We start from the raw sequence: 25,778 nt of genomic DNA, 5'->3' as shown, positions 1-25,778 counted from the left end.
CACCCCGGACCGCGACACCGGCGCGGACTGACAGAAGGACTATATCCATGGCTCAACAATTGCTCATGCCGAAGGCAACTGCCATCTGGCTTGTCGACAATACGGCCTTGTCATTCGACCAGATCGCGCAGTTCTGCAAGCTGCATCCGCTCGAAGTGAAGGCCATTGCCGATGGCGAAGCAGCACAGGGCATTAAGGGCCTCGACCCGATCTCGACCGGCCAGCTGACCCGCGATGAAATCGCCCGCGCCGAAGCTAACCCGAACCACAAGCTAAAGCTTTCCGAGCCGAAGGTTCGCGTGCCGGAATCCAAGCGCCGCGGCCCGCGTTACACGCCGGTCTCCAAGCGTCAGGACCGTCCGAACGCCATCCTGTGGCTGGTACGCAACCATCCGGAACTGAAGGATGCGCAGATTTCCCGCCTGGTCGGCACCACCAAGTCGACCATTGAGCAGATCCGTGACCGCACGCACTGGAACGCAGCCAATCTGACACCGATGGACCCGGTCACGCTCGGCCTCTGCAGCCAGATCGACCTCGATATGGAAGTCGAAAAGGCCTCCAAGGGCCGTCCGCTGCCGACCGCCGCCGAGCTCGGCGCTACCCTGCAGCCGGCTCAGGAAACCGAAAAGCTTGGCTTCAGCTATGAGCGTGAAGAAGAGAAGGAAAAGGAAATCGATGCCGACGCCGTTTTCGCCAAGCTGAAGTCGCTGAAGTCGACCAGCCGCGACGACGAAGACGACGACCAGTTCTGAGATCGGACGATCGGATTTTCGCAAAGCCCCGGTTTTCGACCGGGGCTTTTTGCAGCGCAACGGTTGCCATCGGTAAAAGCGCGCTGTAATCCAATATCATGAGCAGCTTTCCCGACACCCTTCTGAACGGTTATCGCAACTTCATGAGCGGGCGTTACGTCGATGAGCGCGAACGCTACCGCACTCTCGCCGAGCTCGGCCAAAACCCATCGACCCTCGTGATTGCCTGTAGTGACTCCCGCTCGGCGCCGGAGATCATCTTCGACGCGGGGCCTGGCGAGCTCTTCGTCATCCGTAACGTCGCCAATATGGTGCCGCCCTACGAGCCGGACAGCAATTTCCATGCGACTTCGGCAGCGCTCGAATTCGCTGTTTTGTCGCTGAAAGTGTCGGATATCGTCGTCATGGGTCACGGCCGCTGCGGGGGTATCCGCGCTGCGCTCGACCCCAATGCCGAACCATTGTCGCCGGGCGATTTTATCGGCCGATGGATGGGATTGCTGAAGCCGGCGGCCGAACAGATCCAGAGCAACGACATCATGACGCAGACCGAGCGTCAGACGGCTCTGGAGCGCATTTCGATCCGCAATTCGCTCGACAATCTCCGTAGTTTTCCGGAGATCAGGGCGCGCGAGGAAGAAGGCAAGCTTAGTCTGCACGGTGCCTGGTTTGATATTTCGACCGGCGAACTCTGGGTCATGGACCCGGCGACGCGCGATTTCATCCGCCCTGAGACTTAAAGTGCTCGAGATTTAAGGGGCTGGCCGCCTGGCAAGGTGGCGGCTGGATCAAACGAAAAAGGCGCTGCGGACCATCTGGTCGCAGCGCCTTTTTTTCATGAGATCAGACTTACTCGCCGTCGATCCTCTTGGCCATGTAGGCAAGGGCCTGCTGATAGACGCTTGAATCGTTCCAGCCGCCAATCGCTGCGAAATTAGGTTCGCCCGGTTGATAGCCGGCACCGGCGCGCCAGCCGTGACCTTTCAGCAAATTGGCTGCTGACGCTAACGCGTCAGCACGCGAACCAATCAGGTCGACTTTGCCGTCGCCATCGGCATCGACGCCATATAGGACAACGTTCTTCGGCATGAACTGCGTCTGGCCGATTTCGCCATGGGCGGCGCCTCGGGCTGATGGGCTGAGATAGCCTTCGCTGACAAGCTTGAGAGCGGCATAGAGCTGTTCGGTAAACATTGCGCTGCGGCGGCAATCATAGGACAACGTTGCCAATGCAGAGAGCGTATGCTGATTGCCGGTGAAACTACCGAAACCGGTTTCCATACCCCAGATGGCGAGGACCATGCCTGGCGGTACGCCATAGCGCTGCTCGATCCGCGAGAGTAATGCCTTGTTGGCTGCTTTCCTGCTCTTGGCTTGGGCGATGATTGACTGCGCGCCGCGCTTCTTTAGGAATTCTTCGAAGGAAAGCTTGAAGCTCTTCTGGCCGCGGTCGGCGCGGATCGTGGGCTGGTTGTAATGAACGTCGGCGAAGGCCCTGTCGAGGGTGGATGGGCTGACACCCTGTCCCTGCGCTTCCCGCTTGAATTCCTGCACCCAGTTCTCGAATCCGGCGGAAGTGTTACCGCAAGAGGCGGCATTTGCCGCAAGCGGCATTCCCAGCAGCAACCCGCCCGCCACGAGAGCTGCCATTCCAGATTTTGTGAAGCGCATTCAGTGTCCCCGAATTCTTACCGCGATGCGAACGCGGTAACCGTTTTCAATGGCGCGCAAACCCTTGGAAGCCAAGGGATCACGCGCGTTTAGTCGTCACCGGACCATGCCAGCATCCGGCCATCATGTCATCACATTTTAGCGAGTGATGTTTTCGTTGCATGTGAAACATCGCCGCCAAAATCATTCAAAAAAGCCCCGCCGTTTATCGAAATGGCGAGGCTTCCGTTCTGTCCTGCTTACCCAATGAGGGTTGATAAACCGTAAATTGGTTTACAGATCCTTATGCAGCCTGCTTGCGCGGCTTGATCAGCCCACGGTTGACGAGCAATTCGGCGATCTGAATGGCGTTGAGCGCGGCGCCCTTGCGCAGGTTGTCGGAGACGACCCACAGGTTGAGGCCGTTTTCGACGGTCGCGTCTTCACGGATGCGCGAAATATAGGTCGCATCTTCGCCGGCGGATTCGTACGGCGTGATGTAGCCGCCGTTCTCATGCTTGTCGATGACGAGGCAGCCCGGAGCTTCGCGAAGGATGTCACGGGCCTGATCGGCAGTGATCTCGTTCTCGAACTCGATGTTGACCGATTCCGAATGGCCGATGAAGACGGGCACGCGGACAGCCGTGCAGGTGACCTTGATCTTCGGGTCGAGCATCTTCTTGGTTTCGGCCAGTACCTTCCACTCTTCCTTGGTGTAGCCGTCTTCCATGAACACATCGATGTGCGGGATGACGTTGAAGGCGATGCGCTTGGTGAACTTCTTGTTCTCGATCGGATCGGCGACGAAGACGGCGCGGGTCTGGTTGAAGAGCTCATCCATGCCGTCCTTGCCGGCGCCGGAAACCGACTGGTAGGTCGAAACGACGACGCGCTTGATCTTGGCGAAGTCATGCAGCGGCTTCAGCGCGACGACGAGCTGCGCGGTCGAGCAATTCGGGTTGGCAATGATGTTGCGCTTGGTGAACTGCGTGACGGCATCCGGGTTTACTTCCGGAACGATGAGCGGCACGTCGGCGTCGTAGCGCCAGGCGGAGGAATTGTCGATGACGACGCAGCCCTGGGCGCCGATCTTCGGTGAGACCCTCTTGGAAACGTCGCCGCCGGCCGACATCAGGCAGATGTCGGTGTCGGAGAAATCGTAATTCTCCAGGTTGGAAACCTTCAGCGTCCGGTCACCGAAGGAGACTTCGGTTCCCTGCGAGCGGGCCGATGCGAGTGCCACGACCTCATCGGCCGGAAAGCCGCGTTCGGCGAGGATATTGAGCATTTCACGGCCGACATTCCCGGTCGCGCCCGCTATTGCAACTTTGAAACCCATTTCTCAAGCTCTCTTTCTCTTCTCTCCTCTTGGGCGAGGGGGGAACCGCGGCCATGACGACCGGTTCCTGTCCCCGGCCGGGCCGGGGAGAGAGCGGCAGGCCAGAGACGTCAGACGGTTTTCGTCGTCGTTTTGGCCTTGGTTTTGGAAGAAACCGGAAAATAGACATCCCGCCCGGCACATTGCGCCAGGTGACTGAAGCTATCGAGCTGTTCGAAGCGAACCATGGAAGTCTTCCTTTTCCGTCGCCGGTTCTAAGATGTTTTCCACAGGAGTCAAGGATTTCCTCGCTTGCATCGTTGCCGGAGCGAGGAAATCGGAGGCGTCGAAACCGGCCTTCGACCTATCGTGTTCGAAGGCGTGTCGCTTCGATGTCAGCGGTTGGACTGGCGGGTGGTTTCAAACAGGAACCAAGTGCGGCGCTCGGTCTCGTCAATCCAGTTTTCCAGAAGGCTGGCTGTGGCGACATCGCCATATTCGTCGCAAACGTCGTGAACGGCACGCATTTCGGCGGAGAGCTTCAGATTATCGTCCGCCAGCTCGGCGAGCATATCCTGCGGATCTACATATTCGGCATCATTGTCGGGGATGCGCTGCAGCTTGGCGATCTGGCCGATCGATCGCAAGGTGGTTCCGCCGATCTTCCGGGCGCGCTCGGCCATCGGGTCTGTCATTGCAAAAATCTGCTCGCCCTGTTCGTCGAGAAGCAGATGATAGTCGCGGAAATGCGGTCCGCTCATGTGCCAGTGAAAATTCTTGGTCTTCAGATAGAGGGCAAAGACATCCGCCAGCAGGGCGGACAGCGCTGCGGAAATATCGCGTGTCGCGTCTTCGCTGAGATTGGTGCGAGTGCCCAATTTCGACTTGGTATTGGCGCTATTCATAAAGACGTCCTCCGTTTGTTGTTCACGACAGCGATCGCCGGCGGATCTTAGGGGAGTTCGATGACATTAGCTGCTGCGTGGGATCACATTGAAGACAGGATTGCTTTGAAACCTCACGGCCGAGCTATCGCTTCGTGGCATGGTCAACTGTGATGCTTAGGCGGAAAACCCGAACGTCTTTACTAAATAGGAAAATGAGATGGTTTGACAATTGCTTGGCTAATGTATCGGCGCGGCGTGCCGTCCTGCCGCGCCGCCGATACCGCCCCTTCTCGGAGGCGGCATGGGGATTAGCGGCTACTTCAGGCCGCCGCCGACATAGATGGTTTCGCCTGTCACCCAGCCGGCATCCTGCGAAGCGAGGAAGACGGCAACCGGTGCGATATCCGTCGGCTGGCCGAGACGGCCCAGAGGCGTCTGGGAGACGAGATGCTTCTCAAAATCGCTGCCGATGATGCCTGCTGCAACGACCCCTTCGGTTTCGACGCCGCCCGGTGCCAGATTGTTGACGCGGATATTGCGTGGACCGAGTTCCTTGGCGAGGATCTTTGTAATGGAATCAACAGCGGCCTTGGTCGCCGTATAGACGGAAGCAGTCGCCAGGTTCATGCTGACGGCGTTGGAGCCGATATTGATCACATTGCCGCCCTCGGGGCTAAAGTGCTTCACGGCTTCCTGCGTGGCCAGCAACGTGCCAAGTACGTTGATATTGAACTGGCGATGGAATTCCTGCTCGGTGAATTCCTCGATCGGAGCGAATTGGTAGACGCCGGCATTGTTAACGAGGATATCGACGCGGCCGAAGGCCTGTTTCGTTTCTGCAAAGAGGCGCTTGACGTCTTCTGATTTGGAAACGTCGCCATGGACGGCGAGCGCCTTGCCGCCCTTGGCGGTGATTTCCGCAACCACCCTGTCGGCACCTTCGCGGCTCGAGGCGTAGTTGACGACAACTGCCGCACCCGCTTCGCCCATTGCCTTGGCGATGCCGGCACCGATGCCCTTGGATGCTCCGGTCACGATCGCGACCTTGCCTGCCAGTTTGCTCATGTTATTTTCCTTCGAAAAACTTAGACAGTTTTACAATCATCGAATCATTTGGCGCATGCGACCCGAAAACCGATCGCACCGTCACTTTGATATTTAGATAATCATCTAATTGATACAAGAGCCGCGGCAAGAAATGCTGATGGCGTGAGGTGGAATCGTCAGATCTTGGAAAGCTCCGCCATATAGGCGTTCAGCATATCGCGGCGCAGCACGAGGTTGGCGAACTTTCCTTCGCGTTGGATCTCGATGAGGCCGGCATTCTCGAGTTCCTTGATGTGATGCGACATCGTTGCGGCGCTGACGGCATGGCACTCGTTCAGAACGCTGCAGGGCATGGGCTCGCTCCGTGTGCCGATCTCCTTCAGGATCTGCACGCGTCGCGGCTCGGCAAGTGCCCGGGAGATCAATCCCATCTGCCTTTCGCTTAAACGTATTGGCCCGGCATCCATGGTGTTCATCGCAAACGGAAACAAAATCGGGTTGACCGGCTTCGATCATCCCCATCTTGCCAGATATATGAATGCGCGAGAGGCTTGGCAACCTTGGCGATGCAGCCGCGGCGGGCTGCGGCGGGCTTAGGAACCGGTCTGGCGCAACCTGCTGCTTTTGAAGAACGGCAAGCGCGGCGTCGGCCAACCGGCGGCGTCTATACGGAAGAGCAGGCCGTAGCGTGAATAGACGATGGCTATCATGAAGGAAAACCAGCCGCCGAGCGCCAGGCCGGCCATGACATCGCTTGGATAATGCGCGCCGACCATGACACGGGTGATCGCCAGCCATAGGGCGCAAGCAGCGAAGATATAGCGATAGCGCGGAAACAGGAAGGCAAGCGCCACGAACAGGGCGCCGATGGTGGTCGCATGGCCGGAGGGGAAGCTTTCGAAGCTGGCACGGCCATTAAAAGGCGAGAAGCCAAAAGGCCCCCAATCGGCAAAATGCGTCGGGCGGGCGCGGCCGATGGCGCGCTTCAGCAAGTTGGCGAGGATGCCCGAAAGCGCCACGGTCGTCAGGAGATAACCGCCGATCTGACAGATGCGCAGTGCTTGGCAGCGACAGCGCTGCGAATGCAGCAGCTTGCTGCCTGCCCAACCTTCGAAAAACAGAAAGGCGCTGATGAGAAGGATCCATCCGGAATCGCCGAAATCGGTCAGCATTCCGCCGACGAAGCGAATGGAGGGCGATAGGCTTTTAAGGGTGGCGCCGACAGGCCCATCGAACAGGAGAGCGGAAAGAAGGACAATATTGGCTGTCACAAAAAGGCAGAGTTTCCAATGGGATGGTGCAAAAGCTGCATCGCTTCGCCGCCAACGCCTGTCGAGAGACGTCAAGATCGCCTGCATAATCAGTGCCTATGTCGATTTCCAATCGGTCCGACAGATAGCAGGGTGTTGTTACAGTTTTTCTAAAAATCGGTGACGGGGGCCGGCGCGGCGATCTCGAGCTGAGACGGGCCTATCCTGTTCACAAGAAAAAGCCCCGTTCCTCGCAGAATGGGGCTTCGTGTTTCACGTGAAATATATCAGGCGATGTCTGCCGGAGATTATGCCGACAGAGCCTTGAATTCGGCAAGGATGGCGTCGCCCATTTCGGTGGTGCCAACCTGGCGGCTGCCTGGCGACATGATGTCGCCGGTACGAATGCCGCTGTCGAGCACGTTGGCGATCGCCTTTTCCAGCGCATCGGCTTCGGCAACCAGGCCGAAAGAATAGCGCAGGCACATGGCGAAGGAGGCGATCATGGCGATCGGGTTGGCAATGCCCTTGCCGGCGATATCGGGGGCCGAGCCATGTACGGGTTCATAGAGTGCCTTGCGCTTGCCGGTCTTGGCATCGGGCGCGCCGAGCGAAGCCGACGGCAGCATGCCGAGCGAACCTGTCAGCATGGCGGCGACGTCGGACAGCATGTCGCCGAAGAGGTTGTCCGTCACGATGACGTCGAACTGCTTCGGTTGGCGCACGAGCTGCATGCCGCCGGCATCGGCCAGCATATGCTCGAGCTGCACGTCGGAATATTTTTCCTTATGCGTTGCGGTAACGACCTGGTTCCAGAGCACGCCTGATTTCATGACGTTGCGTTTTTCCATCGAGCAGACGCGATTGTTGCGGGTGCGTGCCAGCTCAAAGGCGACGCCGGCAATGCGCTCGATCTCGTAGGTGTCGTAGACCTGGGTATCGATGCCGCGCTTCTGGCCGTTGCCGAGGTCGATGATTTCCTTCGGCTCGCCGAAATAGACGCCGCCGGTGAGCTCGCGCACGATGAGGATGTCGAGACCTTCGACCAGCTCCGGCTTCAGCGAAGAAGCGGATGCCAGCGCCGGATAGCAGATGGCCGGGCGCAGGTTGGCGAACAGCTGCAGATCCTTGCGCAGGCGCAGCAGGCCGGCTTCCGGACGTACTTCGTAGGGAACGCTGTCCCACTTCGGGCCGCCGACGGCGCCGAAGAGCACGGCGTCAGCCGCCATTGCCTTTGCCATGTCGGCATCGGAGATCGCCGCGCCATGCGCATCATAGGCACTGCCGCCGACAAGGCCCTCGTCGGTTACGAAGCCGGCGTTCTTGGCCTCGTTCATGTAAGCGATGATCTTGCGAACTTCGCCCATGGCCTCGGGGCCGATGCCGTCGCCCGGCAGGAGGAAAAGATTGCGCACTGTCATGAAGAAGCCTCCGCGAAAGAAAAAGTTGCGGGGTTTTTAGACCTGCGAATGCGGCTTTTCAAGCGAGGAAGAGGCCGAAACGGTACGGTTTTCCGGCTTTTGAGACCAGACACCCGCCCTTGAACCACGAGGGCGGGTGGTTTGCGTTGCTTACCCTTACTCAGCCAGGCCGAGCGAAGCGAGATAGGCTGATGATGCCGGGATCTTCGACTTGTCCTTGATCTCGATGATCAGACGCGGATTGCTGTTAAGCTTGGCAAGGGCGGCAAAGACGGCGCGCCAGTGGATGCTGCCTTCGCCGAGGCTCCAATGGCGGTCGGCATAGCCGTCGGCGTCCTGCAGGTGGACATGCTGCAGGCGGTTGCCGGCGGCATGGACGTAGTAGTCAACCGGAGGAGCGCCCGTATAGCCATGGGCGTAATGGGCATGACCGGTGTCGATCGAAACAGCGACGGCGGGCGAATTGAAGCTGTCGGCGAGGCCGACGCGGATATGAGGGTCCTTGTCCTCGATGTTCTCGATGACCATGGTGAGCCCGATGTCTTCGGCGCGCTTGACGGCTTCCTTCAGCGTCAGATGCGTGTATTCGATGATCTTTTCGCGCTCGCCCTTGTTGTTGTCGAGGTTGTTGTAGGACCACGACGTATAGGGACTATGGATGACCATCTGCGTGGCGCCGATATTGGCACAGACATCGAGCGCCTGCAGCAGGCGTTTAGTGACGACGGCGCGGACGTCCGGGTCCTGCGAGGCGATGACGAAGCCCCAAAACGGACCGTGGATGCCGAGGCGGCCCTGATGACCGTCGAGCAGCTTGCGGGCGCGCTCGGCCAGCGGAGCCCAGTCGCCGTTCAGGATTTCGGCTTCGACAAAGCTCTGCAGCTCCAGATCGCGCGGCTTTTCGAGCAGCCAGTTGCGATGGATTTCGACGTCGTCAAGCGTCATGGCGGCGCCGACAATGGGAAGGGAAGTCATGAAGGGGCTCCATTGCGTGGAGAAAATTTAAGGGTGGGAGAGACGGCCCGAAGGATCTCGGCGGTCTGTATGGACCCCCTTCTTGTCGATCATATTACAGCGGGTGGGAAAGATGATGCCTGATCAGCTTTCCGGGACTTGCGGTCTCCGCTCTCCTGGGCTGTGATAATTGCGGGATAGTCCCCTCTCCCTGCGCGCGGGGAGAGGGAGTCTCGGCACAAAAAAGCCGGGCGCAAGGCCCGGCTTCGAAACATGCGATAAAGGAAAGACCGATCAGGCGGCCCAGGGACGCGATGCGGCGTTCGTCTTTTCGAAATCGCTGATCGCAGAGGATTTTTCCAGCGTCAGGCCGATATCGTCGAGGCCGTTCAGCAGGCAGTGGCGCTTGAATTCGTCAAGTTCGAATTTCAGCGAGCCGCCGTCCGGGCCAGTGATCTCGAGGTTTTCGAGATCAACCGTCAGAATGGCGTTGGAGCCGCGCGAGGCGTCGTCCATCAGCTTGTCGAGCTCTTCCTGGCTGACCTTGATCGGCAGGATGCCGTTCTTGAAGCAATTGTTGTAGAAGATGTCAGCGAAGCTGGTCGAAATAACGCAGCGGATGCCGAAATCGAGAAGCGCCCAAGGAGCATGCTCACGCGAGGAGCCGCAGCCGAAATTGTCGCCGGCGACGAGGATCTTGGCGTTCTGATAGGCCGGCTTGTTCAGCACGAAATCCGGGTTCGGAGAACCGTCTTCATTGTAGCGGGCTTCAGCGAAGAGCCCCTTGCCGAGACCCGTGCGCTTGATGGTCTTCAGATAATCCTTCGGGATGATCATGTCGGTATCGACATTGACGACCGGGAGGGGTGCTGCGACACCGGTCAACTTCACGAACTTGTCCATGGGGTCCTGCCTTCATTCTCGTCTAAGCACGAATTATCCTGCCAATAGAGCAAATCCGGCCCGAAATGAAGGAGAATCTTGGAAATGCCCTAAAATGCAGCGCCTTGGTCGCCCTGCCCTTCATGGCGCCACCTCAATCAGACACGCCGGCGGGCGGAAAGACCGCCCTGCTCTGTCCTGCTTTCAATCTCAGAGATCGATGATGGTGCCGCGACCGTCGTTCCAGATGCGCATTTCGCGCTGGCCGTTCGTCTTCGCCTTGGCGTGCACCGGGGCCGGTTTCATGCGCAGCGAAATCGCGCGGGCTGCCATCAGCACGGTGAGGATAGCGCCGACGGCGAGCGTGACCGAAACGGTAAACAACGCCATGGCCGCAAACACGGTGATACCGGCAAGCGCGATGAACAGGGAACGAATATTCTGCATGGTCGAGACCTCTCTACATCAAGCAATGTGGCCCTCATCACTGTCATCTGCAAGAGGAGCATGGCTTTTTGTTGACTTGCTTGCCGATTAAAAGCGCGGCAAAACGGCACAATGAGCCAATCTGCGAGCCAAAACCCCCCGTCCCGTCCCGCCCGTCTGCGCCGCTCGGTCTTGAGCGTTCCCGCGATCAACCGACGCGCGCTGGACAAGCTTTCGAGCCTCGATTGCGACGCCGTCATCTTCGATCTCGAGGATTCGGTTTCGCCGGAGAAGAAGGCCGAGGCGCGGGAGAATCTGCGGGCCTTCTTTTCGGCCTCGCCGCTGCCGGGCAAGGAGCGGATCATCCGCATTAATGCGCTTTCCTCCAATTTCGGCGCCGATGACCTGGCGCTGGTTACGGAGCTGGAGCCGGATGCGGTGTTGCTGCCGAAGGTGGATGAGCCGCAGGACATGACTGCTGTCAGTGACCGGCTTGCCGAAGCCGATGCGCGGGAAGACTTGCGTATCTGGGCGATGATCGAGACGCCGCGGGGTGTTCTCAACGCGGCTGCAATCGCCGAGGCGGGGCGCACCGCCGGCAGCCGGCTCGATTGTTTCGTCGTCGGTCTCAATGACCTCAGGAAGGAAACGGGCGTGTTGCCGCAGCCCGGTCGTCCCTATCTCGTGTCCTGGCTGATGCAGGTGATATTGGCCGTCAGCGCTTACGGCCTTGAGGCGATCGATAGCGTCTTCAACGATTTTAAGAATGCCGATGAATTCGAGGCAGAATGCGGCCAAGGGGCCGCCATGGGCTTTGCCGGCAAGATGCTGATCCATCCGAGCCAGATCGAGGCAGCCAACCGGCATTTCGGCCCGGCTGAGACTGCCATCGCCGAGGCCGAAGCCATTATCGCTGCCTTTGCCGCACCGGAGGCCGCCACTCTCAATGTCGTGAACCTCGGCGGACGGATGGTGGAGCGGCTGCACCTTGTCCAGGCGGAGAGACTCGTCCATAAAGCTCGTCTGATCGCGCAACGCTCTTCGGACACGGCAGCGGCGCCCCGCACCGAGGCCTGACTGTCGAATTGCCCGGCCAAATACGAAAGATGCCCTGATGAAACTCTACCGCTTCCTCACCGGTCCCGATGACGCTTCCTTCTGCCACAAGGTCAGCGCGGCGCTGAACAAGGGCTGGGAGCTATACGGCTCGCCGACCTATGGCTTCAATTCTGCAAGCGGACGGATGGAATGCGGTCAGGCTGTCGTTAAGGACGTGGCCGGCAAGGATTACGATCCGGAGATGAAGCTTTCGGAGCAGTAAGCGCCGGCTGAAATTCTTCATTCCCCCGGCCGTCTTGCGGTCGGGGTTTGTTTCACCGATCCGTCGCTTCTTCGGCGCTCGCCTCGATGCGCTCCATGTCCTCGTCGCTCAGGCCGAAATGGTGGCCGATCTCGTGGATCAGAACATGGGTGATGATGTCGCCGAGAGTTTCGTCGTTTTCAGCCCAATAGTCGATGATCGGTCGGCGATAGAGGCGGATCTTGTTGGGCATATCGCCGGTCTGGGCGGTAAAGCGCTCCGAGATGCCGCGACCTTCGAAAAGGCCGAGCAGGTCGAAGGGTGTTTCCAGCGCCATATCCTCGAACACTTCGTCATCCGGGAAATCCTCGATGAGAATGACGAGGTTGCCGGTGAGCGAGCGAAATTCTTCCGGCAGGTGGCCGTAAGCCTCCATTGCCAGAGATTCGAATGTGCTGATGGAGGGCGAGTGGCGATCCCGCCAATCTTCGCTCTGGTCAACGCGAGCCATGAATATTCCTTCCTTGGCTGGTCATATAGAGACTTTGCGCTGCTTTTACGAGAGCGGAATAGAGCGTGATACCGAAAAGTGTTTGAGCGGTTTTCGATCGACATCATGCTCTACTTTTTTGATTCTAGAGCGGATTCGGATTTTCGGGCGACAGATCGAAAATCATCTGGCTCGGTTCAAAGGAATATTTTCTTATGAAATGGTGTTGACTCTTTCTTCAAGCTCTGGAATCCATAAGAACATAACAGGAACATTATCGCTCTGGAGTGAACGTCATGGCCGAGGCTGCCGTGGCGCGGGAAACGCTTTTTGCCCTGCGTGAAACCATTGCCCGACTGGAAGGCAGGCCGATCCCGGCACTGGCAGCGGTGGCGCATGAAGCGCTGGCAGACAAGCCGGTGAGAGAGGCGATGGGTATTGCGAAATCCCTGCCTACTGAGCCTAGGCTTGAGCAGTCGCTCCTTCCGATCGGCGTCGATGAGCTCGATGCGGCATTGCAAGGCGGTCTGCCGCTCGATGCGCTGACGGAAATTCGCTCGCTCGGCCTGCGCGATGCCGGGGTGGCCAGCGGCTTTGCCCTTGCGCTTGCGGCGAGACTGCATGCGCGAGCATCGGATAAGACCGCGGCCAAGTCTCCGGTCCTATGGATCGGCGATACGGTCGCAACGATGGAGGCAGGCCTGCCCTATGCCATCGGCATCGGCGATTTCGGGCTGGAGCCTCAGGCTCTCCTACAGGCGTCGCCGCGCAAGCTCGACGATGCGCTCTGGGTGGCGGAAGCAGCCCTTGGCAGCGCTGCCTTTGCCGTCGTCATTCTGGAAGTGCGCGGCAATCCCGCCCGTTTCGGTCTGACCGAGAGCCGGCGGCTGGCGCTGAGGGCCAAGGCGGCGGGGCGGCCCTTGTTTCTGTTGCGACAGGGAGGCGAGGAGGAAGCAAGCAGCGCCCTCTTCCGCTTTTCCGTCAAACCCGCGCCGGCGCAGGCGCGGCCCCTGCCGGACGGATCGGTGCTTGGCGGCAGCATCGGTCACCCGGCTTTTCGTCTGACCTTGGAAAAGAGCCGAAACCCGGCGCCCCTTTCCATAACCCTGGAGTGGAATGCCCATGACCGCCGCTTTGCCCCTGTCCTCGACACTCAACACTCTCCCCTTCCCGGCGAACAGCCAGCGCATTCTGGCGCTGACCTTCCCGCATCTGCCGACCGACCGGATCGCGCGCAAGCGCTGGGGTCTGTCCTGGCGTTCGACAGGCAGGCTTGAAGCGCCGCCGCTCGCATGTGCCGGTAAGCTGAACAATGCCACGCGGCTGACCGCGCTCAATGAACGGGCTGAAATGATCGGCCTGAAACAGGGGCAGGGCGTGGCTGAGGCAAAGGCGATCTGTCCCGATCTCGATGTCGTCGAGGAGGATCCGGCCGCGGATCGCAAGCTTCTGGAAGCGATCGCCGACTGGTGCGACCGTTATACGCCGCTGGTGGCGATCGACGGCAAGGACGGGTTGTTTCTCGATATTACCGGCTGTGCCCATCTCTTCGGCGGCGAAGAGGCGCTGCTCGAGGACATTTTGATCCGGATTTCCCGGCTGGGGCTCGATGTGCGTGGCGCCATTTCCTCCGCGCCCGGCCTGTCCTGGGCGGTTGCTCGTTTCGAAGAAAGCCGTGTCGTTCCTTCGGAAGCGATGGAAGAGGCCCTGGCGCCGCTGCCCGTGGCGTCTCTGAGGCTCGGCGAAGAGACCATCGCTGCGTTGCAGAAACTGGGATTGAAGCAGGTCGGCGACCTTCTGACAGCACCGCGTGCGCCGCTTGCCCGCCGTTTCGGTGCGCAGCTAATGTTGCGGCTTGATCAGGCCGTCGGCCTCGTCGAGGAACCGATTTCGCCGCGTCGCCCGGTCGCGCAATTGTCGGCCGAGCGCCGGCTCGCCGAGCCGGTGCAGGCGGAAGAGGATATTCTTCAGCTTGCCCGCCAGCTTGCCGAAACCCTGAAGCCGGGACTGGAGGCGCGCGGCGTCGGCGGCCGCTCCTTCGAACTCCTGCTTTTCCGGGTGGATGGGGCGGTTTTCCGCATCGCGGCCGGCGCATCGCAACCGCTGCGGGAGCCGAGCCGGATCGCCAGCCTGTTCACGGAGCGTTTTGGCGCCATTCATGACGATCTCGATGTCGGTTACGGTTTCGAAATCATCCGCCTCAATGTGCTTCAGCATGCGCCCTTCGATGCCATGCAAGGCGATTTTGTCGGAGAAGACCGCCAGGAAGGATCTCTTGCCGCCTTTGTGGATCGTGTGGCCGCCCGGCTGGGGCCGGACTGTCTGCAAGGGTTCGAGCTGCGGCAGAGCCATATCCCTGAGCGGGCCGTGCGGCCACTGCCGGCCATGGCCATCCTCGCCTCGAAGCGGCGCACAGGTGAGGAGGATGCCGGTCATGGTTTCTTCCGCGGAGAACGGCCGCTGCGGCTGTTTCGTATGCCGGAGCTGGTCGAAACCATTGCTGCCGAAGTGCCCGACGGCCCTCCCCGGCAGTTCCGCTGGCGGCGGGTCATGCATCGGGTCAGCCGGGCCGAAGGGCCGGAGCGGCTTTCGGCGGAATGGTGGGTCGAGGAAAAGGAAGAGCCTGCCCGCGATTATTTCCAAGTCGAGGATGAGGAGGGTCATCGTTTCTGGCTGTTCCGCAAGGGGCTCTATGGCCGAAGCGGCACGACGCCGGATTGGTACATGCACGGGGTCTTCGCATGAACGCGCGCCCGAGCTTTCACGAACCTGTACCCTTCTTTGAGATCGGGGTGAGAACGAATTTCTCCTTTCTCGAAGGTGCCTCGCATCCAGAAGAAATGGTGATGCGGGCCGCCATCCTGAAACTTTCCGGATTTGGGATTGCCGACCGCAATTCGGTGGCCGGCGTGGTCAAGGCGCATGCGCATACCAAGGTTCTCTGGGCGGAGCATAAGAGAACCATCGAGGAAAATCTGAAGCTTCGAGCGCAGGGCGAGCCAGAAAAGCCGCTTCTGAAGCCGGTCTCTTTCCAGCCTGGCGCCCGCCTGGTGTTTTCGGACGGCACCCCCGATATTCTTGCCTATCCGGAAAACCGAAAGGGCTGGGCGCATCTGTGCCGGCTGCTGAGCGCCGGTAATCTGCGTGGCGAAAAAGGCACCTGCATCCTCAATGAAGGCGACCTCATGGAATGGGGCGACGAGATGATGCTGGCGCTCGTTCCCGATGCTGAAAGTACTGAGACGCCGGAGGGGCAGGAAAAGCTGGAGCAATGTCTGAAGCGGTTATGGATGCGCTTTGGCAGGAAGCTGCATATGGTCCTGTCGCCGGCCTATGACGGGCGAGATCGGATGGTCTTCGCCACGCTTTCCATCTTGGCGCAGCGCAATGGCGTGCGGCTGATCGCGAGCAATCAGCCACTTTATCATGCGACTGAGCGCAAGCCGCTTGCCGATATCGTCGTTTCGATCCGCGAGCATGTGCCGATCGCCGAGGCCGGCTTCAGGTTGGCGGCGAATGCCGAACGCTACATGAAAGAGGCTGCCGAGATGGCACGACTCTTTAGGGATTATCCGAAGGCTATAGCCAATACGCAGAAGTTTTTTAGCCGGCTGTCTTTCTCATTGGATGAGCTGAAGCATAATTATCCAGACGAAAGCGTTCCTGGCGAAACCGTTTCGGATACGCTTGCGCGGCTGACGTGGGAAGGCGCCAGATTGCGCTATCCTGATGAGATTCCCGAAAAGGTCGTCAAACAGATCAATGATGAACTCGCTCTTATCCGCGAGAAGCAATATGAGCCCTATTTTCTGACGGTGCGCCGCATCATGGAACATGCTCGCAGTAAGAATATCCTGTGCCAAGGGCGCGGTTCAGCCGCTAACTCCTTGGTTTGCTATTGCCTCCGGATTACCGAAGTTAATCCGAAGATTACGTCGCTTTTGTTCGAACGCTTCATTTCGACGGAGCGCGAGGAGCCGCCTGATATCGATGTCGACTTCGAGCATGAGAAGCGCGAAGAGGTTATCCAGTTTATCTATGACCATTACCACATCGAGCATGCCGGGCTGACGGCGGCGGTCACCAGCTACCGGGCCCGCTCGGCCGGTCGCGAAGTGGCCAAGGCCTTCGGCCTGTCTGAGGATGTGCAGTCGGCCCTTGCAAGCGGCGTCTGGGGTTGGTCGACGGAGGAGCTGTCGGAACGTGAGGCGAAGATTGCCGGCCTCGATCTCAAGGACAAGACGACACAGAACGTCCTTTCCTATGCCTCGACGCTGATGGGGTTTCCGCGGCACCTGACCCAGCATGTCGGCGGCTTCGTCATCACCCGGGATCGGCTGGATGAGGTCGTGCCGATCATGCATACGGCGATGGAGGATCGCTACATGATCGAGTGGAACAAGGACGATCTCGACAATCTCAACATCCTGAAGATTGACGTGCTTGCACTCGGCATGCTGACCTGCCTTGCCAAGGCTTTCGATCTCCTTCTGCTGCATTATGATGTGAAGAAGCAGCTTTCCGATCTTGGTTACGCCAACTACCCCGACGGCGAGCCAGTCTATGACATGATCTGTCGCGCCGACACGATCGGCGTCTTCCAGATCGAAAGCCGGGCGCAGATGAGCATGCTGCCGCGTCTTCGGCCCCGTGAATTCTATGATCTAGTCATCGAAGTGGCGATCGTCCGGCCCGGTCCCATCCAGGGCAATATGGTGCATCCCTATCTCAAGCGGCGGGAGGCGAAACGGGCAGGAAAGGAGCTCGACTATCCGAGCGACGAGCTGAAGGAGGTGCTGAAGCGAACGCTGGGCGTTCCCCTGTTTCAGGAACAGGCCATGCAGATCGCCATTACGGCAGCGGGATTTACGCCTGCGGAGGCTGACAAGTTACGCCGGGCGATGGCGACCTTCAAGCGAACCGGAACTATCCATACTTTTGAGGAGAAGATGGTCAGCGGCATGGTTATTCGTGGCTATGATCGTGAGTTCGCCAAGAACTGCTTCGAGCAGATCAAGGGTTTCGGCGAATATGGCTTTCCCGAAAGTCATGCGGCCTCCTTCGCCCTGCTCGTCTACGCCTCGTCTTGGCTCAAGACCTATTATCCCGATGTCTTCTGTGCGGCGATCCTCAATTCGCAGCCGATGGGCTTCTATGCGCCGGCGCAGCTGGTGCGCGATGCGCGCGAGCATGGCGTCGAGGTGCGGCCGGTGGATATCAATCGTTCCAGCTGGGATTGCCTGCTGGAGAAGGCGCGTTTCGATCCGGGCGCGATCGAGCGGCGCCATGCGTCGATGCGCGACGATATCAAGACGCAATGTGCCGTCCGTCTCGGCTTCCGGCAAGTCAAGGGTCTGTCCGAGGAGGAGATGAACCAGCTCGTCGAGCGCCGGGGCGATGGCTATCGGTCCGTGCGCGATCTCTGGCTGCGCTCCGGGCTTGCCAAGGCGCAGATCGAGCGCCTTGCGGATGCGGATGCGTTCGGCTCCATCGGTTTGAGCCGACGTGAGGCTCTATGGGCCGTGCGGGCGCTCGATGCCGGAAGTGCCGCCGAAACGCTTCCCCTCTTCGATCTCGGCGACCATGCGGAGCTGCAGGTCGAGCCGACCGTTGCACTACCGGAAATGCTGCCCGGCGAGCAGGTCATCGAAGATTATCGCTATCTGTCGTTATCCTTGAAGGCGCATCCGGTTTCCTTCCTGCGTACCGATTTCGCCCGGCAGGGGATCGTGCAAAGCCGGGATTTGCCCGGTATCGCCAGCGGCTGCATGGTGACGATTGCCGGGCTGGTGCTGGTGCGCCAGCGGCCAGGTTCGGCCAAGGGAGTGATCTTCATGACGCTGGAGGATGAAACCGGTGTCGCCAATGCGATCGTCTGGCCGAAGAAGTTCGATAAGTACCGAGCCATCGTCATGGGGGCGCGGCTGGTCAAGATCCGTGGCCGGTTGCAGAGCGAAAGCGGCGTCATCCATGTGGTGGTCGATCATATCGAGGATATGACGTCGGCACTCGGTATTTTGCAGCGGGAGGCAAGGCGCTTTGGTGTCAGCGACCGGGCGGATGAGGCCCTGCGGTCGACCATGGATCACAGGCAGAAGCGGAAGTCCGTCTTTCTGGCGCCTTCTTCTGGTGCGGGGGCAGCGACGGAAGGCCGCAGCCATGGCGCCGAAACGGCGAAAGTCATGCCGCGGGGCCGCAATTTCCATTGAGATTGCGGGCTTCGTATCGGGCAAAAGTTTCGGAACTCGGCCCGCGGACCAGATTCGAATCGTTTCTTTCTTGACAAAGAGTGTCTTCTTTAGCAGATAACAAGACAGCGGATGTCATGTTTGACGGGCTGAGCGAAGAATGCTGGTTTGCAGTTGTAATTACATCACCGACAAAGAAATCCGGGACGTCATCAACGAGTTCCTTGATCAGGACTGTTGGCAGCTCATCGTTCCCGCCAAGGTTTATCACGCGATGGAAAAGCGCGGTCGTTGTTGCGGCTGCTTCCCGAATGTCGTTGATATCATTATACAGACAACCCAGGATTATCATGCCCGCCGCCACTCGACGGAAGCGGAAATATTTGATTTCATGTCCCGCCTGAAAAAATTCCATGAAGACAACAGGAGAGCGGACATTGAAAGGCGACAAAAAGGTCATCGAGCGGCTTAACGAGGCACTCTTCCTCGAGCTTGGCGCAGTCAACCAATATTGGGTTCACTACAGACTCCTCGAAGACTGGGGCTACACCAAGCTTGCCAAGAAAGAGCGCGCAGAATCCATCGAGGAGATGCAGCACGCCGATCGCCTCGTTGCCCGCATCATCTTCCTCGAAGGTCATCCGAACCTGCAGACGCTCGCGCCGCTGCGCATCGGTCAGAATGTCAAGGAAGTGCTGGAAGCCGATCTCGCCGGCGAATACGACGCACGCACGGCCTACAAGAAATCCCGCGACATCTGTCACGATGCCGGCGACTATGTGTCCATGAAGCTGTTCGAAGAGCTTCTGGCAGACGAGGAAGGCCATATCGATTTCCTCGAAACCCAGCTCGAACTGCTCGGCAAGATCGGCGAAGCCAAATACGGCCAGCTTAATGCCGACTCTGCCGATTCCGCGGAATAAGCGATATGCTACGGCGGTTCAGTTTTTCACGAAATCTCTGAACCGCTCCATATCTTTGTTTTCACCCAATTCCAGGAAAAGTGCGCAAGCTTTTCCTGGAATTGCTTCATGAATCGACCGTTTTGCGGCCGGCCTTGATTTTCAATCTTCGGCTTTCAGATTGGCCAGGTGGTTGAATTCCGAAACCACCTGCTCGTAGACCGAGCGTTTGAAGGGAACGATCAGGTCGGGAAGCGCCGCCATGGGCTTCCATTCCCATGCATCGAATTCGGGTTCGTGGCCGCCCGGCGGCGGATTGATGGCGATCTCCCCTTCGTCGCCGTCGAAGCGGAAGGCAAACCAGCGCTGCGTCTGGCCGCGATATTTCCCCTTGAGGCCGATGCCGATCAGCTGCGGCGGAAGATCGTAATTGATCCAGTCCCTGGCTTCCGCGAGTAAGGTCACGGTTTTCATGCCCGTTTCTTCGTATAATTCGCGATAGGCCGCTTTCAGCGGGTCTTCGCCCTCGTCTATGCCGCCCTGCGGCATCTGCCAGAGCTGCGGGGAGCCGTCATATTCGGAATTGCCGACCGGAATGCGGTGTCCGGCCCAGACCAGGCCTTCCCGGTTCAGGATCATGATGCCGACACAGGGACGGTAGGGCAGGTCTTCGGCTCTCACGGAGGCGTGGGGCGTGCTCATATTTCTCTCCAGGTCAGGGGTGTTTGGGATCCTCGGCAAGCGCCGAGACCGCGACGACTTCGATACCGCGCATGGCGGCCTCCTCGCTCCATTTGCTGATGGCGTCGACGCTTTCATCGAAGGCGGAAGCAACGCCGATCGCAGAGCCGTTGCGGCGGGCGATGCGCTCGAGCTCATCGAGTTTTCTGAGGATCGCGTCCTGCTGCAGCTCTCCGTCGAGCTGGATATCGGCAAAAGCGTGCGGCACCTCAAGCGTTTTCGAAAGCATTCCGGACTTCGATTGGGCGGATGAGCCGTCGTCAAGGAACAGCAGGCCGCGCTTGCCGATGTCACGCAGCACGGGTTCCATGGCGCCGGGATTGGCAAGGAAGCGGCCGCCGAGATAGTTCATGACGCCGGTATAATTGGTGATCTTGCCCATCGCCTTATGCAGGTTTTCGATGTTCTTGGCCGATGACAGCGAGGTCAGCAGCGTATCCGGTCCGGGATTGTTGCCGGGATAGTCGAACGGCTCGAACGGCACCTGGATGAGGATCTCGTGGCCGCCGCGCCTTGCTTCCTGCATCCAGCGCTGCAGGCTATTGCCGCTGGCGGCAAAGGCAAGGGTGATTTCCTCCGGCAGCTTCTCGATGGCGCGCTGCGTGCCGGTCTGGCTCAGCCCAAGGCCGCTGACGACGATGGCGATACGGGTGCCCCGCGCCCCGGACCAGGGCCGCGCATATTGATCCATCGGCCGAAGGCCGCTTGGCGAGGTGATCGGCAGCTTGCCGAAGGGCGAATCTTCCAGCAGGCTGACATTCGGCGTTGCTGCCATGCGCGGATCCTGCCCCACCTGATTGGCGTTGATCAAGACCGGGCCGCTGCCATCGCGATTGCTGGGGCTGAACATGGTGACGACCGAACCGTCGCCGGTCACCACGCGCGTGGTATTGGCGCCGGACTGCGGATCGACTTGGGTTAATCCGGCTTGACCGGCTTGTTCGGTGTTCCCCGGCTTGGTTTCGGTTGCAGGTGCCGGGTCTTCCTTCTTTGCCGTTTCGGCCGGCTGAGTCTTTTGCAAGGGATCGCGCATCAGCGCCGAATAGAGCGAAAAGCCGGCGATCGCGATCAGACAGAAGCCGCCGAGAATGCGTCCAAAGGGGATGGAGCGCCGCTGGCGGCCGGGGCCGCGATTCTGTCCCAACGGTGCATGCAAATCCGTTCCCAAGCTTCAATCCACCCCAAGCGGAAAACTCTATTGGCCTCGAGCATATCGCTCACGGCGAAGCGGAAAAATGCCCGCGGCACTCGAAGTGCTAAAACATGAACAAGACTGTTCCAAACGACGTCGGATTCAGAAGCTGACCGAGAAGAGCGGAACGATACCCCTCGCCCCGCTCCCTCATCATGAAAGCGCCGGGTCTGTTTCCAGCCCGGCGCCAATCCTTACTTGGAGGAAACCGCCTTTTCGGGGTTCGGCGGGAAGGCTGGATCCGTCTTCGCGCCACGCAGCAGGTCGAGCGCGTAGTTGAGCTGGATATCGTCCTTCGGATCCGGCGGCACGTAGGCCGAAGAGCCGGAGCCCTTATCGGTCTCGCTCTGGCCCTTGATGTGGCCCGGCAGGCTCGATTCGCCTTCCGTCGTCAGCTTGCCCTTCAGATCGTCGGGAAGCGGCTGGTCGACCTTGATGTCAGGCGTGATGCCGGTGCCCTGGATCGAGCGGCCCGACGGCGTGTAGTAGAGCGCCGTCGTCAGGCGCAGCGCGCCGTTGCCGTCGCCGAGCGGGATGATCGTCTGGACAGAGCCCTTGCCGAACGACTGGGTGCCGAGCACGGTGGCGCGACGCAGATCCTGCAAGGCGCCTGCGACGATTTCCGAAGCGGAGGCCGAGCCGCCGTTGGTGAGCACGATGATCGGCTTGCCGTCGGTCAGATCGCCTGGGGTGGCGTTGAAGCGTCGGGTTTCGTCCGGGTTGCGGCCGCGGGTCGAAACGATCTCACCGCGCTCGAGAACATCATCGGCAACGTTGATTGCCTGATCGAGGAGGCCGCCCGGGTTGAGGCGCAGGTCGAGCACGTAGCCCTTCAGCTTGTCGGCCGGGATATCCTTCTTGATCTTGGCGATCGCGGCTTCGAGGTCCGGAGTCGTCTTTTCGGTGAAGGAGATGATGCGGATATAGCCGACATCGCCGCCTTCCTCGCGCGACTTGACGGCGGCGACGGCAATCACGTCACGGATGACCGTGAGTTCGATCGGCTTGTCGGCGCCCTTACGCAGCAGCGTCAGCTTGATCGGTGTCTTGACCGGGCCGCGCATCTTTTCGACGGCGTCTTCCAGCTTCAGGCCGCGGACGGACTGGCCGTCGATGGCGGTGATATAGTCGCCGGCAAGGACGCCGGCCTTGGCGGCAGGCGTATCGTCGATCGGGGTGATGACCTTGACGAGGTCGTTGTCCATCGTCACTTCGATGCCGAGACCGCCGAACTCACCCTTGGTCTGGGTGCGCATGTCTTCCGCATCCTTGGCGTTCATGTAGCTCGAATGCGGGTCCAGCGAAGACAGCATGCCGTTGATGGCGGCTTCGACGAGCTTGTCTTCCTGGGGAGGAGTCACATACTGCGCGCGGACGCGCTCAAAGACGTCGCCGAAAATCGACAACTCCTTGTAAGTGGAAGTGCCAGCGGCTTCCGCCGGCGCTACCGCCGAGTAGATAACGCCCATCGCGGTCGCACCCATCAATGCGCCGACGAGAACAAGAGAAGCCCTACGTATCATTGCGTGCCTTTCCAGTGTCTTTGGAGGTCCACCAGGGCCGAGAATCGACTGGTTTTCCATCTTTTCGGAATTCAATGTAAAGCGTTGGCCGATCCGTTTCCAGCGCCAATGCGGTCGCGCTCGCGACTCTTTTTTGGCCCATGGTGGCAAGCGGCTCGCCAGCGAAGACGAATCTGCCTGGGCGCGTCTTGATCGCGTCCATGCCCGACAGCACCATATGATAGCCGTCGCCCGTATCCAGGATGATCATCTGTCCGTAGCTGCGAAACGCGCCGGCATAGACGACCGTGCCGTCGGCGGGAGCCGTGACGAGTGCTTCCGGGCCGGTCGCAACGGTCAGTCCCATCGCGGTGTGGCCGGTGCCATCGTCGTCGCCGAATTGGCGGAGAATATCGCCCGCCACGGGCAACTCCAACTTTTTCTTCAGGTCTGAGAAGGGATATGCGGGCGTAATGCGGTTTTTATCGGGCACGCCGTTCTCGGCAAGGGCCTTTGCCTGCTCGCGCTGCTGTTCGCTCATCTGCGCCCGGCGCGCCTCTTCCGCGCGGGCAGCAGCGGCAGCGTCGCGTACGGAGCCGATCTGACTTTCCAGCGAGGCGACGAGCCCTTCCAGGCTGGTTGCCTGGCCCGCCAGCTCTTCCGCGCGCTTGCGCTCCGCATCGAGCTGGGCCGTATTTTCCTTGCTGTGCTTGTCGTTCTCCGCAATCAGCAGATCCATGCGCCGCTCCTCCTCCAGACTGTTGGTCACGGTGGCGGTGAAGCTGGCTTTTTCGGCGGCGGTGTCGGCTTGCAACTTGCTGAGGTCGGTCAGATCGGCGATCAGCTTGTCCGTCTCCTTGCGCATTCCGGGCACGACGGCGCCGAGAAGAATGGCGCTGCGCACCGAGGCAAGCGCATCGTCCGGCGTCACCAGCAATGCCGGCGGCGGATTGCGACCCATGCGCTCCAGCGCGCCGAGAACCTCGGCCAGCAGCGCGCGACGCTCGTGCAGGGAGGCGCGGATCTTATCCTCCTTGACTGCAAGATTCGTCAGCGTCTTCTCGCTCTGCTGGATCTTGCGGTCCAGCTCCTTGCGGCGGGCGGCGCTGTCGATCAGCGCCTGGCGCAGGCTGGCAGTGCTCTTGTCGAGGGAGGCGATGCTGTCTTCCAGTTCCTTCGTCTTGCCGGACGAAAGACCGATCGTCTTAGAAAGCGCATCGAGCTGCGCGCGGGTTTCGTCGCGCTTACGGGCAAGGTCCGCCGCCGGGTCAGGGGCCTCCTGCGCGGACGGTGGTGTAGAAGAGCGATCGTCGGGTGCTTGCGCAGCGACGGCATCGGCTTCCTGGGCGAGGGCGACATTCTCTTGGGAGAAAGGGCCTGCCATATAGACGCCCATGCCCAGAGTTGCCGCCAAAGCCGGCAGCACGATACGCGAAAGCATGGGCGGGGCTTTTCTCATCCAGTCGGTTCGGCCTGGTCCCTTCAGATCACGCGAAAATAAGCTGATTTGCCGCGATCATCCAGAGCATTTCCGCTTTTCTTCGAATCGCGAAAACGCTCTATGTTCTTGTTTCTCTACGCATTCCGGACGGAAAACCGCTGCGCACTTTTCCTGGAAATGCTCCAGGAAGCATCGTCATTTTCAGGGCGGGAATCAAAACACGCCTGTGTGAGCGTTTCGTTAACGCAAAAACGGCGAAAGCCAAACTGTTTTCAAAACGGGATGGAGCAATCACACCCGGTGGTAGGGGTGCCCGGAGAGGATGGTCACGGCGCGGTAGAGCTGTTCGGCAATCAGGATGCGCACAAGCTGGTGTGGCCAGGTCAGCTTGCCCAGGCAAATGGTCAGGTCGGCCTTGTCGTAAAGGGCGGGGTCAAGGCCGTCGGCGCCGCCAATGGCGATCGTCAGGTCGCGCTTACCCTGATCGCGGTATGTCCCGAGCATGGCGGCGAAGGCTTCGCTGTCGAGCGCCTTGCCGCGTTCGTCGAGAAGGATGAGGACGCCGCCTTCGGGATGCGCCTTGTGCAGCAGGCCCGCCTCTTCGCGCTTGCGGGTCTCGCTATTGGAGGCGCGGCTTTCTGCAACCTCGGTCATGCGCGCCATTTCCAGGCCGATGGCCGGCCCGGCCTTGGCGAAACGGTCGAGATAGCGAGCCGCAAGATCCTTTTCAGGGCCGGCTTTCAGCCGTCCCACCGCAAAAAGACCTATTCGCATTCCCGCTCCCACGCACATCCGCCGTCATGGCGGCACAAAACGAAACTCTTGCCGGAGGCTCATCTCCGGCGATGTAAGGCTGAGTACCGGGCCGGGAAAGCGTTCCTGGCGTCGGTTAGTGCAGCGTGCCTTCGTCGAGATCGGGTGCTGCCCACATCTTTTCGATGTTGTAGAACTCGCGAATCTCGGGTCTGAAGACATGAACGATGATGTCGCCGGTGTCGATCAACACCCAGTCGCCGCCATCAAGACCCTCGACGCGGGCATTGCCGAAGCCCTCGTCCTTGAGATCGGTCATGAGATGGTCGGCAATCGCCAGGACATGGCGGCTCGATCGGCCGGAGACAACGACCATGTAGTCTCCAAGCGCAGACTTGCCAGCAATGTCGATGGTGACGATATTTTCGGCCTTGGAGTCCTCGAGGCTTGCGAGGACGGCTTGCAGGGCGCGGGCAGCGGCATCGGCGCCACGTTCCGAGCTCTTCGGGATAACGACAGGCGTTCTCCCCTTGGCGTGTACTGTTGTCAGTGCTCTTCCTTCCTTGAGTAACAGAACATGCACGTGAGTGATCTGAGTCGATCACGTTACAAAGATAGGCATCAAAGCATTAAGGTTTCAAGACGCAGGCCGGCAACTTCGGCCAGTCAGGACAAGGAT

Annotated in this window: 25 protein-coding genes and 1 pseudogene; 9 read left to right on the top strand and 17 right to left on the bottom strand. The window is 59.8% G+C overall.

The annotated features are described in order from the left end of the window. The first annotated feature begins 47 nt into the window (after positions 1-47). On the top strand, positions 48-755 hold the full coding sequence (locus AC13RE_RS24340; protein WP_106999610.1) for a DUF1013 domain-containing protein: 708 nt from the start codon (positions 48-50) through the stop codon (positions 753-755). 98 nt (positions 756-853) lie between these two features. After that, positions 854-1,495 (top strand): carbonic anhydrase, encoded by a 642-nt coding sequence (locus AC13RE_RS24335; protein ID WP_132719681.1) that lies wholly within the window; start codon positions 854-856, stop codon positions 1,493-1,495. Between the two features lie 109 nt (positions 1,496-1,604). On the opposite strand, the gene AC13RE_RS24330 is transcribed toward AC13RE_RS24335, so the two are convergent. The 10 genes from AC13RE_RS24330 to AC13RE_RS24285 all read right to left on the bottom strand — a co-directional run bounded on the left by AC13RE_RS24330 (position 1,605) and on the right by AC13RE_RS24285 (position 10,611). Next, on the bottom strand, positions 1,605-2,426 hold the full coding sequence (locus tag AC13RE_RS24330) for a lytic murein transglycosylase (protein ID WP_488564836.1): 822 nt from the start codon (positions 2,424-2,426) through the stop codon (positions 1,605-1,607). Between the two features lie 283 nt (positions 2,427-2,709). Continuing rightward, a complete protein-coding gene (locus tag AC13RE_RS24325) occupies positions 2,710-3,744 on the bottom strand; it encodes an aspartate-semialdehyde dehydrogenase (RefSeq protein WP_132719684.1) in 1,035 nt (344 codons plus the stop codon). A 374-nt stretch (positions 3,745-4,118) separates the two neighbouring features. Next, positions 4,119-4,628: a Dps family protein gene (locus AC13RE_RS24320; protein ID WP_488485848.1), complete on the bottom strand. Its 510-nt coding sequence runs from the start codon at positions 4,626-4,628 to the stop codon at positions 4,119-4,121. Between the two features lie 297 nt (positions 4,629-4,925). Continuing rightward, positions 4,926-5,675 carry an SDR family NAD(P)-dependent oxidoreductase gene (locus AC13RE_RS24315; protein ID WP_132719688.1) on the bottom strand — a complete coding sequence of 250 codons (750 nt, stop codon included), beginning with the start codon at positions 5,673-5,675 and terminating at the stop codon, positions 4,926-4,928. A 158-nt stretch (positions 5,676-5,833) separates the two neighbouring features. Then, the gene (locus tag AC13RE_RS24310; protein WP_488485849.1) at positions 5,834-6,088 is read right to left on the bottom strand and encodes a winged helix-turn-helix domain-containing protein; all 255 of its coding nucleotides are present in this window, start codon (positions 6,086-6,088) and stop codon (positions 5,834-5,836) included. Between the two features lie 162 nt (positions 6,089-6,250). Further along, positions 6,251-7,015: a lipid A 1-phosphatase LpxE gene (gene lpxE, locus AC13RE_RS24305; RefSeq protein ID WP_132719692.1), complete on the bottom strand. Its 765-nt coding sequence runs from the start codon at positions 7,013-7,015 to the stop codon at positions 6,251-6,253. Positions 7,016-7,215: 200 nt separating this feature from the next. Further along, the gene (gene leuB, locus AC13RE_RS24300) at positions 7,216-8,328 is read right to left on the bottom strand and encodes a 3-isopropylmalate dehydrogenase (RefSeq protein ID WP_488564835.1); all 1,113 of its coding nucleotides are present in this window, start codon (positions 8,326-8,328) and stop codon (positions 7,216-7,218) included. A gap of 156 nt (positions 8,329-8,484) precedes the next feature. Then, positions 8,485-9,303, bottom strand: a complete 819-nt coding sequence (locus AC13RE_RS24295; protein WP_132719695.1) for a sugar phosphate isomerase/epimerase family protein — start codon at positions 9,301-9,303, stop codon at positions 8,485-8,487. A gap of 273 nt (positions 9,304-9,576) precedes the next feature. Continuing rightward, positions 9,577-10,185 carry a 3-isopropylmalate dehydratase small subunit gene (gene leuD, locus AC13RE_RS24290; RefSeq protein WP_015341746.1) on the bottom strand — a complete coding sequence of 203 codons (609 nt, stop codon included), beginning with the start codon at positions 10,183-10,185 and terminating at the stop codon, positions 9,577-9,579. A 189-nt stretch (positions 10,186-10,374) separates the two neighbouring features. Then, positions 10,375-10,611: a hypothetical protein gene (locus AC13RE_RS24285; RefSeq protein ID WP_041677743.1), complete on the bottom strand. Its 237-nt coding sequence runs from the start codon at positions 10,609-10,611 to the stop codon at positions 10,375-10,377. 111 nt (positions 10,612-10,722) lie between these two features. On the opposite strand from AC13RE_RS24285, the gene AC13RE_RS24280 reads away from it, so the two are divergent. After that, on the top strand, positions 10,723-11,667 hold the full coding sequence (locus AC13RE_RS24280) for an HpcH/HpaI aldolase/citrate lyase family protein (protein WP_488564834.1): 945 nt from the start codon (positions 10,723-10,725) through the stop codon (positions 11,665-11,667). A 37-nt stretch (positions 11,668-11,704) separates the two neighbouring features. Continuing rightward, positions 11,705-11,911 carry a DUF1737 domain-containing protein gene (locus tag AC13RE_RS24275; RefSeq protein WP_106999599.1) on the top strand — a complete coding sequence of 69 codons (207 nt, stop codon included), beginning with the start codon at positions 11,705-11,707 and terminating at the stop codon, positions 11,909-11,911. 52 nt (positions 11,912-11,963) lie between these two features. Here the strand turns inward: AC13RE_RS24275 and AC13RE_RS24270 are convergent, their stop codons facing one another. Beyond that, positions 11,964-12,401, bottom strand: coding sequence for a metallopeptidase family protein (locus tag AC13RE_RS24270; protein WP_488564833.1), 438 nt, complete (start codon positions 12,399-12,401; stop codon positions 11,964-11,966). A 275-nt stretch (positions 12,402-12,676) separates the two neighbouring features. On the opposite strand from AC13RE_RS24270, the gene AC13RE_RS24265 reads away from it, so the two are divergent. The 5 genes from AC13RE_RS24265 to bfr all read left to right on the top strand — a co-directional run bounded on the left by AC13RE_RS24265 (position 12,677) and on the right by bfr (position 19,491). Beyond that, on the top strand, positions 12,677-13,657 hold the full coding sequence (locus AC13RE_RS24265) for an ImuA family protein (protein ID WP_488564832.1): 981 nt from the start codon (positions 12,677-12,679) through the stop codon (positions 13,655-13,657). Further along, on the top strand, positions 13,569-15,125 hold the full coding sequence (locus tag AC13RE_RS24260) for a Y-family DNA polymerase (RefSeq protein WP_488564877.1): 1,557 nt from the start codon (positions 13,569-13,571) through the stop codon (positions 15,123-15,125). The genes AC13RE_RS24265 and AC13RE_RS24260 overlap by 89 nt, the downstream gene beginning before the upstream one ends. Next, positions 15,122-18,589, top strand: a complete 3,468-nt coding sequence (locus AC13RE_RS24255; protein WP_488564831.1) for an error-prone DNA polymerase — start codon at positions 15,122-15,124, stop codon at positions 18,587-18,589. The genes AC13RE_RS24260 and AC13RE_RS24255 overlap by 4 nt, the downstream gene beginning before the upstream one ends. Positions 18,590-18,728: 139 nt before the next feature. Then, complete coding sequence (locus AC13RE_RS24250; RefSeq protein WP_246699069.1) at positions 18,729-19,040, top strand: (2Fe-2S)-binding protein; 312 nt, start codon at positions 18,729-18,731, stop codon at positions 19,038-19,040. Next, positions 19,006-19,491: a bacterioferritin gene (gene bfr / locus AC13RE_RS24245; protein ID WP_069611399.1), complete on the top strand. Its 486-nt coding sequence runs from the start codon at positions 19,006-19,008 to the stop codon at positions 19,489-19,491. Before AC13RE_RS24250 ends, bfr begins: the two co-directional genes overlap by 35 nt. Before the next feature lie 141 nt (positions 19,492-19,632). On the opposite strand, the gene AC13RE_RS24240 is transcribed toward bfr, so the two are convergent. The 6 genes and pseudogenes from AC13RE_RS24240 to rsfS form a co-directional block, all read right to left on the bottom strand. Then, entirely contained in the window at positions 19,633-20,172 is a 540-nt protein-coding gene (locus AC13RE_RS24240; RefSeq protein ID WP_488564830.1) for an RNA pyrophosphohydrolase, read from the bottom strand. Between the two features lie 13 nt (positions 20,173-20,185). Beyond that, positions 20,186-21,379 carry a divergent polysaccharide deacetylase family protein gene (locus AC13RE_RS24235; protein WP_488564829.1) on the bottom strand — a complete coding sequence of 398 codons (1,194 nt, stop codon included), beginning with the start codon at positions 21,377-21,379 and terminating at the stop codon, positions 20,186-20,188. Positions 21,380-21,597: 218 nt separating this feature from the next. Then, complete coding sequence (locus AC13RE_RS24230; protein ID WP_015341735.1) at positions 21,598-22,926, bottom strand: S41 family peptidase; 1,329 nt, start codon at positions 22,924-22,926, stop codon at positions 21,598-21,600. Beyond that, entirely contained in the window at positions 22,916-24,346 is a 1,431-nt protein-coding gene (locus tag AC13RE_RS24225; RefSeq protein ID WP_488564828.1) for a murein hydrolase activator EnvC family protein, read from the bottom strand. Before AC13RE_RS24225 ends, AC13RE_RS24230 begins: the two co-directional genes overlap by 11 nt. Before the next feature lie 291 nt (positions 24,347-24,637). Continuing rightward, entirely contained in the window at positions 24,638-25,120 is a 483-nt protein-coding gene (gene rlmH / locus AC13RE_RS24220; protein WP_488564827.1) for a 23S rRNA (pseudouridine(1915)-N(3))-methyltransferase RlmH, read from the bottom strand. A 115-nt stretch (positions 25,121-25,235) separates the two neighbouring features. Beyond that, positions 25,236-25,678 (bottom strand): annotated as a pseudogene (gene rsfS / locus AC13RE_RS24215) (ribosome silencing factor). Positions 25,679-25,778 lie beyond the last annotated feature (100 nt).

Source organism: Martinezella sp. CNPSo 3959, from assembly GCF_057784355.1.
This window is presented reverse-complemented; position numbering and strand designations above follow the sequence as displayed.